Annotated in this window: 14 protein-coding genes; 1 reads left to right on the top strand and 13 read right to left on the bottom strand. The window is 69.5% G+C overall.

Annotated elements, in window-relative coordinates; genetic code table 11:
* From rpmB to QZV84_RS05550, 13 genes are all read right to left on the bottom strand, one after another.
* The coding region (gene rpmB, locus QZV84_RS05610; RefSeq protein ID WP_292826596.1) for a 50S ribosomal protein L28 at positions 1-113 on the bottom strand (113 nt) is incomplete at its 3' end.
* A 224-nt stretch (positions 114-337) separates the two neighbouring features.
* Positions 338-1,027 (bottom strand): DNA-3-methyladenine glycosylase, encoded by a 690-nt coding sequence (locus QZV84_RS05605; protein WP_292826593.1) that lies wholly within the window; start codon positions 1,025-1,027, stop codon positions 338-340.
* A complete protein-coding gene (locus tag QZV84_RS05600; RefSeq protein WP_292826590.1) occupies positions 1,024-2,481 on the bottom strand; it encodes a hypothetical protein in 1,458 nt (485 codons plus the stop codon). Before QZV84_RS05600 ends, QZV84_RS05605 begins: the two co-directional genes overlap by 4 nt.
* Positions 2,471-3,244, bottom strand: coding sequence for a TIGR03943 family protein (locus QZV84_RS05595; RefSeq protein WP_292826587.1), 774 nt, complete (start codon positions 3,242-3,244; stop codon positions 2,471-2,473). Before QZV84_RS05595 ends, QZV84_RS05600 begins: the two co-directional genes overlap by 11 nt.
* Entirely contained in the window at positions 3,237-4,247 is a 1,011-nt protein-coding gene (locus QZV84_RS05590) for a permease (RefSeq protein ID WP_292826584.1), read from the bottom strand. The genes QZV84_RS05595 and QZV84_RS05590 overlap by 8 nt, the downstream gene beginning before the upstream one ends.
* A 40-nt stretch (positions 4,248-4,287) precedes the next feature.
* The gene (locus tag QZV84_RS05585; RefSeq protein ID WP_292826581.1) at positions 4,288-4,701 is read right to left on the bottom strand and encodes a transcriptional repressor; all 414 of its coding nucleotides are present in this window, start codon (positions 4,699-4,701) and stop codon (positions 4,288-4,290) included.
* A 57-nt stretch (positions 4,702-4,758) separates the two neighbouring features.
* Positions 4,759-5,619, bottom strand: a complete 861-nt coding sequence (locus QZV84_RS05580; RefSeq protein ID WP_292826578.1) for a metal ABC transporter permease — start codon at positions 5,617-5,619, stop codon at positions 4,759-4,761.
* On the bottom strand, positions 5,616-6,431 hold the full coding sequence (locus QZV84_RS05575; RefSeq protein WP_292826575.1) for a metal ABC transporter ATP-binding protein: 816 nt from the start codon (positions 6,429-6,431) through the stop codon (positions 5,616-5,618). Before QZV84_RS05575 ends, QZV84_RS05580 begins: the two co-directional genes overlap by 4 nt.
* Complete coding sequence (locus tag QZV84_RS05570; protein ID WP_292826572.1) at positions 6,428-7,369, bottom strand: zinc ABC transporter substrate-binding protein; 942 nt, start codon at positions 7,367-7,369, stop codon at positions 6,428-6,430. The genes QZV84_RS05575 and QZV84_RS05570 overlap by 4 nt, the downstream gene beginning before the upstream one ends.
* A 36-nt stretch (positions 7,370-7,405) precedes the next feature.
* Positions 7,406-8,767, bottom strand: a complete 1,362-nt coding sequence (locus QZV84_RS05565) for a dihydrolipoamide acetyltransferase family protein (RefSeq protein WP_292826569.1) — start codon at positions 8,765-8,767, stop codon at positions 7,406-7,408.
* A 125-nt stretch (positions 8,768-8,892) separates the two neighbouring features.
* Positions 8,893-9,900: an alpha-ketoacid dehydrogenase subunit beta gene (locus QZV84_RS05560; RefSeq protein WP_292826566.1), complete on the bottom strand. Its 1,008-nt coding sequence runs from the start codon at positions 9,898-9,900 to the stop codon at positions 8,893-8,895.
* Entirely contained in the window at positions 9,897-11,060 is a 1,164-nt protein-coding gene (locus QZV84_RS05555; RefSeq protein WP_292826563.1) for a thiamine pyrophosphate-dependent dehydrogenase E1 component subunit alpha, read from the bottom strand. The genes QZV84_RS05560 and QZV84_RS05555 overlap by 4 nt, the downstream gene beginning before the upstream one ends.
* A gap of 4 nt (positions 11,061-11,064) precedes the next feature.
* A complete protein-coding gene (locus tag QZV84_RS05550) occupies positions 11,065-12,177 on the bottom strand; it encodes a histidinol-phosphate transaminase (RefSeq protein WP_292826559.1) in 1,113 nt (370 codons plus the stop codon).
* A gap of 49 nt (positions 12,178-12,226) precedes the next feature.
* Here QZV84_RS05550 and QZV84_RS05545 point away from each other — a divergent pair, with 49 nt between their 5' ends.
* Positions 12,227-12,619 carry a phage holin family protein gene (locus QZV84_RS05545; RefSeq protein WP_292826556.1) on the top strand — a complete coding sequence of 131 codons (393 nt, stop codon included), beginning with the start codon at positions 12,227-12,229 and terminating at the stop codon, positions 12,617-12,619.
* Positions 12,620-12,649: the final 30 nt, after the last annotated feature.

Here is a 12,649-nt window from a genome sequence, read left to right as displayed (position 1 = left end):
TAGGTCTTCTTCTGCACGTTCGGGTCGAAGCGGCGCTTCGTCCGGCGGTGCGAGTGCGAAATGCTGTGACCGAAGCCGGGAACTGCTCCGGTCACCTGGCACACTGCTGCCATTGGTCTACTCCTCCTGAATACCGTGGAACCGGACGGTTCCACCCAAGATCCCTTGTCTGCACCCCCGCGCCGAATGCGGCCGCCTGCGGCCTGAGTTCGAAGGAGGGTACGTACTGCGCGCTGGAGTGCGCGCAGACAAAGATTCAGTTTAGCACGGTCGCGGGGCTAGTCAGCACGGTCGCGGAGCTGATCATCACGGTCGCGGGGCTGAGTTCGCGGCGCCCTCACGCGTCGCGGGCGCCACGCCCCCACCGGAAAGCCGAGACCGTCGGGTCGCTCTCGATCCAGAAGCGCCAGGGGAAGGCATCCGTGCCCGCCGTTCCGGCCACTCCCACCCGTGGTCCGCTCGCCAAGCGCTCGAGGGGCTCCGCGCGCAGCTCCAGCCGAGCCGTCGCGCCGGCATGGTCCGCGCCGGTGATCGCGTCGATGCCGTCGTGCACGGGATGCCGCAGCCCCACGGCATCGCCGAAGCGACCGGGTCCCCGGGCCAGGTCTCGGTCGGCGCGCACCGCACCCCGCCGCTCCCGCCGACGCCGGGTCGCGGCATCCCGCCCCTCGATCACCTCTCCGGCGCGCAGCAGGATCCCTCCGGCGACGCCTTCGGGGCCGCTGACCACGTTGACGCACGAATGGATGCCGTGGCTCAGGTACACGTAGAGGTGCCCGGGTTCGCCCCACATCGTCGCGTTGCGGGCCGTTCGGCCCATGCGCGCGTGCGAGGCGGGATCGGGCCGATCGCCGGTTCCGGCCCCGTGGTAGGCCTCGACCTCGGTCAGCCGGATGACGACGACCTCGCCGGATACCACCGTGGTCAGCGTGCCCCCGAGCAGCCGCGGCGCGACCTCGACAGGCAGGCCGAGGAGGTCGGCGCGTGTCGCCGGACGCAGCGCGCCGCCCATCGGCGCCCCGCTCATCCGGGCGGCACCTGACACCACGAGAGGTCGAAGCCCGACAGCGTCACGACTGTATCCGCTGGGGCTTCGCCCCGGACCCCCGGCTTGCCGGCGCGCGCCGCACCGGTCGCGATCTCGACGATGCGGGACTCGAGACTCTCGGGCAACGGCAGCCGGTACCGGTCGTAGGGGTTGGCGACGGCATCCGGCGCCACGGTGATCGCCGCGTATCGGCCGCTCGGCGAGACGCAGGTGTGCACGACGACGTCCGTCGACGGCAGCTCCATCAGCACCTCGGTGGTGCCGTCGCCGGTCACCGCGGTGACGGTCGTGCCGACGGGGATGCCGGACGCATCGGTCGGTGCCCCGATCCGCACCGTTCCCCCGCCCGGGACCGGGGTGATCGCGCCGCGAATGCCGAGGTCGACGTCGGCGTCGACGAGGTCGGTCTCGCCGGCATCCGACAGGCCGATCACCTTCATGCCCTCGAAGCGCGCCACGATCGCCTCGGATGAACCGCGGGCGATGCCTTCGATCGCGATCGCCGACCCCAGCGCCGTGGAGTTCTGCCCCGTCGAGTCCGTCAGCAGCAGCGAGCCGTCGAACGAGAGCAGCAGGATGCTGTCGGTGTCGGGCACGAATCGCCACTCGGCGATGCGCCCGTCGGCGCCCGTCACCGCGACCGGCGTCGGCTCGGCGTCGGCTTCGCTCTGCTTGAGCGATGCGGTGAACAGCGCGCTTTCCAGTCCTCCCGCGTCACCGAGGTCGGCATCCGAAAAGGTGTATCCGATGAGCTCACCGCGGTCCGCGCTCTGCAGGTTCGACACGTAGCCCTCGCCGGGCAGCGGCAGCATGCGCTCCTGCCCGCCTTCCAGGTCGGTGACGACGAGTTCGGATGCGTCATCGGCGATCACCGACACGACGAGGTGACTCGAGGTCGCCCGGAAGTCCTCGATGTGATCGTTGCGGTACACCGGCATGAGCTCGTCGCCGGACAGGTCGGTGCGAAAGATCGTGTCGCCGCTCGAGGTGCGCTGCAGCAGGAACAGCTGCGCCTGGGGCGTGCGGAACGTCTGGCTGAAGGTGGCCGCCGGCCCGCCCCCGCGGCCCCGGACGTCGCGGAAGGTCACGGTGTACTCGGTGTCATCGAAAAGGGGGAGGGTGAATCGCACTCCGACGCCGCGGCCGGATGTGTCCACCGTGAACGGGGTCGCGGGCGTCACCGAGACCTGACTCGCGTCGACCTCTTCGAGCGACTGCGAGGTGGTCACGATCAGCCGTGCTCCAGACGCCGCGGCTGCGGCGTCCGGATCGACCTGCACCGACGACACCCGGGGGCCCTGCGCGACGCTGGCCGCGGCGCCTGCCAGGCCCACGACGGCGAGTGCGCCCACGACGATCGCGAAGGTGCCGACGAAGACGCGGCCACGGCGTCTGCGCGTGCGGCCCGCGCGGGTCGGCGGCTCAGTACTCATACGGGTCGGCGGGTTCGTCGATCGGCTCGATCGAGGTCGGGTCGATCTGCAGGCGTCCTTCGGCGGTGGTGCTCACCGTCCCGGTGATCGTGACCCACTGCCCGGTCTCGAGCGGATCGGATGCCGCCACAGGAATACTGGCCGGCTGAGCGTCGATGACGCAGTGGGTGATGACGAGTCTCGTCAGGTCGTACTCTCCGGCGACGCCGTCGCCCGGAGTGACGAAGCCGGTCAGAGTGACCGTGTCGCCCTCGAACGCATCGGGATTCGTCGCCGTGGCGAACACCGTCGCCCACTCGCCGACGCCGAACGAGGCGGTGTCGCCGGTCGCGGCCAGGGTGACGGCATCCGACCCCGCGAACAGCGGCGGCGCCCCCACGTCGCGTGACATCGCGAGCTCGGCCGAGAGCGAGGCGGGAGGCAGCACGAGCGTGAGCAGCACGACGCCGGATGCCGCCACTCCGCCGATCGTGGTGGCGGCGAGCGCCGCGGGATGGGCCCGCGGGGCGTCGACCGTCACCGGCGCGTGGGCGTGGTCATCAGCGTGGCCGTGGTCGGCCTCGGCGCCGAGCGGGAGGCTGAAGCTCAGCGCGGCGCCGACGAGCACGACGACCGCCATCAAGATGGCGAACCAGGCCGAATCGGGGTTGATGTAGAGCCCGAGCCGGCCGGTGAAGGCGAGTGCGAGCGTGACGACGGCGAGGATCGAGGCCAGGCCGACGCCGAGCCACCGTGTGCCGACGAATCCCGCTGTGCTATGCAAGAAGGTTCACCGCCGTCCCGATCGCGAACGCCGACAGGATCACGACGATCACGATGCCCGCGAGGGTGCGGGTCGTGAAGGTGGTGCGCATGAGGGCGAGCATCTTGATGTCGACGAGCGGTCCGACCAGCAGGAAGGCGACGATCGACCCGGGCGTGAACGTCGAGGCGAACGACAGGGCGAAGAACGCATCGACGTTCGAGCAGATCGACACAACCAGGGCGAGCGAGATCATCGCGATGATGGACAGCGCCGGGTTCGACCCGATCGCCAGCAGCGCCTCCCGCGGGATGAGCACCTGCACCGCTCCGGCCAGGGCCGAGCCGATCACCAGTGCCGGCATCACCGCGCGCAGCTCGATCACGAACTGCGCGAGGCTGCGCCGGCCTCGACCGCCGGGCTCGTGCACGACGAGCTCGCAGGTCTCTCGGAACCGGTCGGTCAGCAGCCCGTCGGGGTCGGGATGGCGGCTGTACAGCCAGCCGATCAGGTTCGCGATCGCGTAGCCGCCGAGCAGGCGCGCGATCAGGATGCCGTCGTCGAACCCGAACGCCTGATGGGTCGTGATGATCACGATCGGGTTCACGATCGGGGCCGCGATCAGGAAGGTGAGCGTGTCCGGCACGGTGAACCCGCGCATCAGCAGCCCTCGCGCGAACGGGACGTTGCCGCATTCGCACACCGGGATGAACATTCCCAGCAGCGACAGCACGGCACGACGGGCCCATGCCCGGCGCGGCATCCATCGTTCGATCATGCCCGGAGGCACCCAGACCTGCACGACGATCGACAGCACCACACCGAGGGCGACGAACGGAAGCGACTCGATCAGCACGCTGACCGCGAGCGTCAGGCCGTCCTGGGCGCGCGTGGGCAGGGATGCCGGGAAGAATGTCGGAGCGAACGCGTCGATCAGGAAGAGCCCGGCGATGACGAGGACGCCGATGCCGACCCCGGCCCATGTGCGCGCCGCCCTGCTCGGCGCGACCGGGGGCGTTCCCACTGGGGCTGCGCCCCAGACCCCCGGCTTGCCGGCTCGCGCCCTACTCCGCGACACGCTCGCTCGCACGGGCCTGCGCGCAGGCCGCGCACAACCCGAAGATGTCGACGACGTGTTCGGCCTCGCTGAACCCCTGCTGCGCCGCCGTCCTGCGCGCCCACTGCTCGACATCGGTGGCTTCGATCTCGACGGTCAGCCCGCACGAGCGGCAGATGAGGTGGTGGTGGTGGCCGAGCGTCTTGCAGGCGCGGTAGAGACTCTCGCCCTCGGGGCTCTGCAGCGAGTCGGCGTCGCCCTGCGCGGCGAGTCCGGCCAGCGCGCGGTAGACGGTGGCCAGGCCGATGCCGGTGTTCTCGTCGCGGAGGGTCGCGTGCAGACGCTGCGCGCTCACGAAGCCGCCGGCGTCACCGAGCGCCTCGCGCACCCGATCGCGCTGCCACGTGTTGCGCTGAACCATGGTGGGGATTCTACCTATCGCCCCTGGCCAGAACCCGGGCGCGGACGATGCGCGCATTCACGCCGACACCGCCATCCGGCCGCGGCGCGCGCCGACGACGCGGCACACCACGTAGATCGCGAACGAGATCGTCGTGATGTACGGACTCACCGGCAGCGTGCCGGCGATCGCGAGCAGGATCCCGCCCACTGCCGAGACGAACCCGAACACCGCCGCCAGGAGGGGCACCCAGAGCGGGCCGGTCGCAACGCGCATCGCCGCCGCGGCCGGGGTGACCAGGAGCGCCATCACGAGCAGCGCACCGATGATGTGGACCGCAACGGCCACGATGAGTCCGAGCAGGAGCATGAATCCCAAGGAGATCGCCGTCGTCGGCACACCCCGTGCGGCCGCGGACTGCGGATCGAGCGAGTCGAAGCGCAGTGGTCGCCAGATGAGCAGAATGCCGGCCAGGACGATCACGCTGATTGCGATCAGCCATCCGAGCTGACCAGTCTGCACTGACACGATCTGACCCGTGAGCAGGCTGAAACGGTTGGCGCTGCGGCCGTTGTAGAGCGAGAGGAAGAGGATGCCCAGCCCCAGCCCGAAGGGCATGAGCACGCCGATGATCGAGTTGCGGTCGCGGGCTCTCGCCCCCAGCCAGCCGATCACGGCGGCGGCGATCAGGGACCCCACGATCGAACCCGTGACGACGTCGACGCCGATCAGGAGTGCGGCCGCAGCGCCGGCGAACGAGAGCTCGCTGATGCCGTGCACCGCGAAGGCCATGTCGCGCTGGATCACGAAGACTCCGACGAGCCCGCCGACCAGACCGAGCACGGCGCCCGCCCATACCGAGTTGGACACGAGCGCGAGGATCTCGCCGTAGACCGGAAGGCCGCCGAACATGGCGTTCCAGATGTCGTCCCAGTTCACTCGCGCGCCCCGTCGTGGTGGTGGTGCGAGGCTTCGGCATCCGGCGCCCCGACCACGACGAGCCGGTCGCCCGCCCGCAGCACGAACACGTTCGCGCCATACAGGTCGCTCAGCACGTCCGAGCGCAGCACCTCGTCGGGCGTGCCCAGGGTGAACCGGCCGTTTGCGATGTAGAGGATGCGGTCGACCTTTCCCAGCAGCGGGTTGATGTCGTGCGTCACCAGCAGCACGGCCGCGTCGTGCCGTCTGCGATGTCGATCGATCAGCCCGATGACAGCCTGCTGGTTGGCCAGATCCAGACTCGTGAGCGGCTCGTCGCACAGCAGCAGGTCCGGGTCATCGGCGAGTGCCTGGCCGACACGGAGGCGCTGCTGCTCGCCACCCGAGAGCACGCCGATCGGCCGGTCCGCGAAAGCCCCGGCGCCGACGGCTTCCACCAGCGCGGCGACCCGCTTCGCGTCGGCCCGACGAGGCACCGGCAGGCCGAAACGATGCCCGTTGACGCCGAGTGCGACCAGATCCCGGCCACGCAGCGCCGTGTCCGGTGGCAGGGGGCGCGACTGCGGAATGTAGCCGATCGTGCGGTTGCCCCGCTTGCGCACGGGCCTGCCGCCGACCGAGATCGTCCCGGCGCTGAGCGGCTCGAGACCGAGGATCGCGCGCATGAGCGTCGTCTTGCCCGACCCGCTCGGCCCGAGGATGGCCACCAGCTCGCCCGCGGCAACATCGAGGTTCAGACCGGACCACAGTTCGTTCCCGTCGCGCCGGAGCGCGGCATCCCGGATCTGCAGAACGGGCGCGGTGTCGGTCACTCCGCCAGCGCGGCGGCCAGCGCCTCGATATTCGCCTGCATCCACGAGATGTAAGTCTGGCCTTCGGGGAGCGTTTCGGAAAACGCGATGACGGGGATGCCGAGACCCTGAGCCTCGTCGACGATCTGCGTCGTCTCGGCGCCACCGGTCTGAGCGTTGGTGATCACGACCCCGATTCCGCCGTCTCGCAAGAGAGTGAGGGACTCCAGGAGGGTCGCCGGCGGGACGTCCTGCCCCTCTTCGACCGCCTGGCTGAACGCCGCGGGGGTCGCGTTCTCGAGACCGGCGGCGATGACCAGATACACCGGCACGGGTTCGGTCACGAAGACCTTCTGGCCTGCGTGGGACGCGTCGATCTCGGCGAGGGCGCTCTCCAGGCCCGCGATCTGAGCCACGTACGCCGCGGCGTTCGCCTGGAACGTCTCGGCGTCATCCGGCTGCAGCGCCGCGAGCTCGTCGGCGATCCCCTGTGCCAGAGCGGCAACCGCGGTCGGGTCGTACCAGACGTGCTCGTTGAATCCTTCGACGTAGTCGGTGCCGGATCCGGCGTCGACACCGGGCCACGCGGCCGAGAACTCGACGGCCGTGATCACGGGCGCCTCGCTGCCGCTGGAGTCGACGAGCGCTTCGATGAACGCGTCATAGCCGCCGCCGTTCTCGATGATCAGGTCGGCGTTCGACACCGTGAGCTGGTCCTTCGCGGTCGCCTCGAACGAGTGCGGATCCTGCGCCGCCGATGCAACGATCGAGGTCACGTCGACCAGATCGCCGCCGATCTCCTCGGCGATCTGCCCGTAGACGTTCGTCGAGGCCACGACCTGCAGTCGGCCGTCGCCGGATGACGCGGCATCCGTCCCGGTCGACGCACAGCCGGTGAGAGCGAGCACGCCCCCGAGAGTGAGGGCGATCAGCTGAAGGGCATGTTTTCCACGAGGCATACCCCGAGCATAGCGCTATTGATAATCATTCTCGAATCAGTCGAGCAGCAGCGCGGGCTCCTCGAGCACGGAGGCGATGTCGGCGATGAAACGCGAGACGCCGTCGCCGTCGACGACCCGGTGGTCGAACGAGCCCGACACCGTGGTGACCCAGCGTGGGCGCACTTCGCCGTCGACGACCCACGGCTTCTGCCGGATCGCGCCGAGCGCCACGATTCCGGCCTCGCCGGGGTTGATGATGGGCGTGCCCGCGTCGACGCCGAAGACGCCGATGTTGGTGATGGTGATCGTGCCGCCCTGCTGGTCGGCCGGAGTCGTCTTGCCCTCGCGCGCGGTGAGCGTGAGCTTCTCGAGAGCGCGCGCGAGTTCGCGGGTGTTGAGGTCCTGCGCGTCCTTGATGTTCGGCACGAGCAGGCCGCGGGGAGTGGCTGCGGCGATGCCGAGGTTCACATAGTGCCGCACCCGGATCTGCGCGCCTTCGTCGGTGTCGACCCAGGCCGCGTTCACCATCGGCGTGCGCCGCACCGCCCAGATCATGGCGCGTGCCATGATCAGCAGCGGCGAGACCCTCACGTCGGCGAAGTCCGGGGAGCTCTTCAGCCGCTTCACGAGCTCCATCGTGCGTGACGCGTCGACGTCGACCCACACCGACACGTGGGGCGCGGTGAGCGCACTGCTGGTCATCGCACTCGCGGTCGCCTTGCGCACCCCGCGCACCGGGATCGACTCCTCGCGACCGTCGACCGGCTCGGGGAGCGAACGCGAGGGCGCCGGGGGGACGGATGCCGCGGCATCCGGCACCGGGACGGGGATGGTCTCCTCGCGCACGGCACCCCACTCCGGCGTCTCGATGTTGCGGAACACGCTCGCCTGCGAAGCATGCTTCACGACGTCTTCGCGCGTCACCTCGCCGGCCGCCCCGCTGGGCACGACATCGGCGAGATCGACGCCCAGGTCGCGGGCGAGCTTGCGGATCGGCGGCTTGGCGACCACGCCGACCGCTGCGCGCACGACGCGCTGCGCCGTCACGCGGCGACGGGACTGCACGTGTCCGGCGCTGCCGTACCCGACCAGCACCGATCCTGCGCCGTCGGGTTCGGGCTCGTGCGGCTCGCCGTGCTCGCTCTGGCCCGCGGTGACCGGCGGCGCTGCCGCGTCGGCCCCCGCGATCGTGATGATCGCCGAGCCGACGTCGACGGTGTCGCCCTCGGCGGCGAGCAGGTCGCCGACGACGCCCGCGAACGGCGAGGGCAGCTCGACGAGCGACTTGGCGGTCTCGATCTCGACGAGCACGTCGTTGACGGCCACCGCATCGCCGGGGGCCACGCGCCACGACACGATCTCGGCTTCGGTGAGACCCTCGCCGACATCGGGGAGGAGGAACGTCTGAGTGCTCATCCGGTGTCCTTTCGCAACAATGTCAAGTGGGTCAAGTGGGTCAAGTGGGTCAAGTGGGTCAAGTGGGTCAAGTGGGTCAAGTGGGTCAAGTCAATACGAGCGTCAGGTCAAGTACGACGGTCAGGTCAATACGCGAGAGTGCGGTCGACGGCCTCGAGGATGCGGTCGGCATCCGGAAGGAAGATGCCTTCGAGCTTGGCCGGGGGGAACGGCACGTCGAAGCCCGACACGCGCAGCACGGGGGCCTCGAGCGCATAGAACGCCTTCTCCATGACCGTCCCCGCGATCTCCGAGCCGAGCGAGGAGAAGCCGGGTGCCTCCTGGGCGTAGACCATGCGGCCCGTACGGCGCACCGAATCCAGGATCGGTCCGTAGTCGACGGGAGAGAGCGAGCGCAGGTCGATGACCTCGCACGACGTTCCCTCCGACTCGGCGAGCGCGGCGGCCTGCAACAGGGTCGCGACCATCGCCCCGTGGCCGACGAGCGTCACGTCAGTGCCGCGGCGCACGAGCCGGCTCGCGTGCAACGGCAGCGCGCGGGCGGCGGCATCCACTTCACCCTTCTGCCAGTAGCGGCTCTTGGGTTCGAGGAAGATCACCGGGTCGGTCGAGGCGATCGCGTCCTGGATCATCCAGTACGCGTCATTCGGGGTCGACGGGCTCACGACGCGCAGGCCGGGCGTGTGCGTGAAGTACACCTCGGGGCTCTCCTGGTGGTGCTCGATCGCGCCGATGTGGCCGCCGTAGGGGATGCGGATCACGACGGGCATGCTCAGCGCGCCCTCGTGGCGGTTCGTGATCTTCGCAAGCTGCGAGGTGATCTGGTCGAACGCAGGAAAGACGAAGCCGTCGAACTGGATCTCGCACACGGGCCGGAACCCGCCCATCGCGAGCCCGATCGCGGTGCCCACGATGCCCGACTCGGCCAGGGGAGTGTCGAGCACCCGCTGCTCGCCGAACTCGGCCTGCAGCCCCTCGGTGACGCGGAAGACGCCGCCGAGCCTGCCGATGTCCTCGCCCATGAGCAGCACGCGATCGTTCTCGACCATCGCGCGGCGCATTCCGGCGTTGAGCGCGCGACTGAAGGGCAGCGTCTCGACGAGCGATGCCGGGCTCTCGATCGCGGTGCTCACGACGCTCCCTGCTCGAAGGACGCCTCGTAGTCGGCGAGCCACGCCTTCTGCTCGTCGATGAGCGGATGCGGCTCGCTGTAGACGTGGTCGAACATGATCTCGGTCGGGATGCCGCCGAGCGCCATCGTGCGCACACGGGCGTCTTCGGCGAACGCCGATCCCTCGGCCTCGACGTCGGCGAAGAACCCGTCGGAAGCTCCGCGGCCGCGCAGGTAGACACGCATCCGCGCGATCGGGTCGCGGAGTGCCCACGAGTCCTCTTCCTTCGACGTGCGGTACTTGGTCGGATCGTCGCTCGTCGTGTGCGCACCCATGCGGTAGGTCATCGCCTCGATCGCTCGCGGGCCGCCGCCGGCGCGGGCCTCGTCGAGCGCTACCCGGGTGACGGCGTAGCTGGCGAGCACGTCGTTGCCGTCGACCGGAATGCTCGGGATGCCGTATCCCGCGGCGCGTCGATACAGCGGCGCCCGCGACTGGGTGGCGACGGGCACCGAGATGGCCCACTGGTTGTTCTGCAGGAAGAACACCTCTGGTGTCTGGTAGCTCGCGGCGAACACCATCGCCTCGTGCACGTCGCCCTGGCTGGTGGCTCCATCGCCGTAGTAGACGATGACCGCTTCGTCGCGCGAGGGGTCGCCTGAGCCGCACCTGCCGTCGAACACCAGGCCCATCGCCAGGCCGGTGGCGTGCAGCGTCTGCGATCCGAGCACGAGGGTGTAGATGTGGGTGTTGCCGTTCTTCGGGTCGGACGGGTCCCAGCCGCCGTGGGTCAGGCCGCGCATGACCCGGATGATGTCCACGGCGTCGACGCCGCGGATCGTGGCGACCACGTGCTCGCGGTACGACGGGAACAGGTGGTCCTGCGCGCGCGCGGCGCGGGCCGAACCGACCTGCGCGGCCTCCTGGCCGAAGCTCGGCGGCCAGAGCGCGAGCTGGCCCTGACGCTGGAGGTTCGTGGCCTGCAGGTCGAATGCACGGCTGATGAACATGTCACGGTAGAAGCCCTCGAGCTCGGCATCCGCGAGGGAATCGACGATCTCGAGGTAGGGCTCCGCCGCGGGCGTCGGCGCGAGCGTGCCGTCGGCGGCGAGCACACGGACGAGTTCGGGTGCGTCACCCGCCGCGACAGCGGAGGGCGCCACGTCTTGAGACAGGGTCACCGTTCTACGCTAGCCCGCGGCCGGAATGGCCCTCTGGGAGGTCTCTTACAACGGATGCCGCGATCCATAGGACCTTCTCGACAGAGTCCTCTTCGCCGACGCTGATCCGGATGCCGTCTCCGGCGAACGGGCGCACGATGAGTCCGGCCGCGTCGAACGCCCCGGCGAGATCCAGTGTCTCGCGTCCTGCGGGGAGCCACACGAAGTTGCCCTGAGCCTCGGGGATGCGCCACCCGGCGGCGCGCAGCGCCACGGCGAGACGGTCGCGACGCTCGGCGATGATGCGCACACGCCGGAGCAGCTCTTCCTCCTGGTCGAGGCTGGCAAGCGCGGCCTCTTCGGCGTGCGCGGTGACCGAGAGCGGGATGCTGGTGCTGCGCGCGGCGTCGAGGATGCGCGGATGCCCTATCGCATAGCCGATGCGCAGGCCCGCGAGTCCGTAGGCCTTTGAGAACGTGCGCAGCACCACGACGTTGGGGTGCTGCCGCGCGCTGAGAACCCGCAGTCCGTCGACGGCGTCGGGATCGGTGACGAACTCGGCATATGCCTCGTCGAGAATGATCAGCACGTCGGAGGGGACCATGGCGGCGAATGCGTCGAAGTCCGCCTGGGTCACGATGGGCCCGGTCGGGTTGTTGGGGCTGCACACGATGACCGCCCGCGTGCGATCGGTGATCGCTGCGGCCATCGCCGGCAGGTCGTGGCGCGCGTCCTCGGTGAGCGGCACCTGCACGGATGTCGCGCCGGCGACGACCGCCAGTCCGGGGTATGCCTCGAACGACCGCCAGGCGAAGACGACCTCGTCGCCCGGGCCGGACGTCGCCAGTACCAGCTGCGTCAAGATCGACACGCTGCCGGCCGCGACGTGCACGGCGTCGTCGTCGACCCCGAACCGCTCGGCGAGGCGATGCCGCAGGCGACCGGCCGTCGCATCGGGATAGCGGTTCAGCGCGCTCGCGGCGTGTACGGCGTCGAGCACGCCGGGAAGCGGATCGAACGGGTTCTCATTGCTCGAGAGCTTGAACGCGTCTGCTTCGGCCTGCTTTCCCTGCTGGTAGGCGGGCAGGGCGGCGATCTCGGGGCGGACGCGGACGGGGATCTCGGGGGCGTCGGTCACCCTGTGAGTCTATGAGCCGTACGCCGCCGGGTGACAGAATGGCCAGACTATGGGCTTCCTCATCCGTGTCGTCGTCAACGCCTTCGCGATCTGGGTCGTCACCCTGATCCCCACCCTGCAGGTCTCGGTCATCGCCTTCCCGCCGGGGGAGACGCTGCAGTTCGTCATCACGCTGCTGGTCGTGGCTGCGATCTTCGCGCTCGTGAACACGATCATCGGCACGGTCATCAAGATCCTCGCGTTTCCGATCTACATCCTCACGCTGGGACTGATCGGCCTCATCATCAACGCGTTCCTGCTGTGGCTGACCGCATGGATCACCAGCTTCTGGAGCTGGGGCCTGCGCGTCGAGGACTTCTGGTGGGGCGTGGTCGCAGCGATCATCATCTCGTTGATCAACTGGGTCTTCGGCATCATCCTCCGTCCGAAGAAGCAGGATTGAGCGTCAGCGGCTCACGCGAAGGCGAAGGCG

Source organism: Microbacterium sp., from assembly GCF_011620715.1.
Classification (GTDB): Bacteria; Actinomycetota; Actinomycetes; order Actinomycetales; family Microbacteriaceae; genus Microbacterium.
Note: the sequence above shows the minus strand (reverse complement) of the source record. Positions and strands in the feature narration are given on the sequence as shown.

Coding starts and splice junctions, on each gene's coding strand:
- QZV84_RS05605 (WP_292826593.1), bottom strand. CDS start 1,027: ATGAGCGGGGCGCCGATGGGCGGCGCGCTGCGTCCGGCGACACGCGCC.
- QZV84_RS05600 (WP_292826590.1), bottom strand. CDS start 2,481: ATGAGTACTGAGCCGCCGACCCGCGCGGGCCGCACGCGCAGACGCCGT.
- QZV84_RS05585 (WP_292826581.1), bottom strand. CDS start 4,701: ATGGTTCAGCGCAACACGTGGCAGCGCGATCGGGTGCGCGAGGCGCTC.
- QZV84_RS05570 (WP_292826572.1), bottom strand. CDS start 7,369: ATGCCTCGTGGAAAACATGCCCTTCAGCTGATCGCCCTCACTCTCGGG.
- QZV84_RS05565 (WP_292826569.1), bottom strand. CDS start 8,767: ATGAGCACTCAGACGTTCCTCCTCCCCGATGTCGGCGAGGGTCTCACC.
- QZV84_RS05545 (WP_292826556.1), top strand. CDS start 12,227: ATGGGCTTCCTCATCCGTGTCGTCGTCAACGCCTTCGCGATCTGGGTC.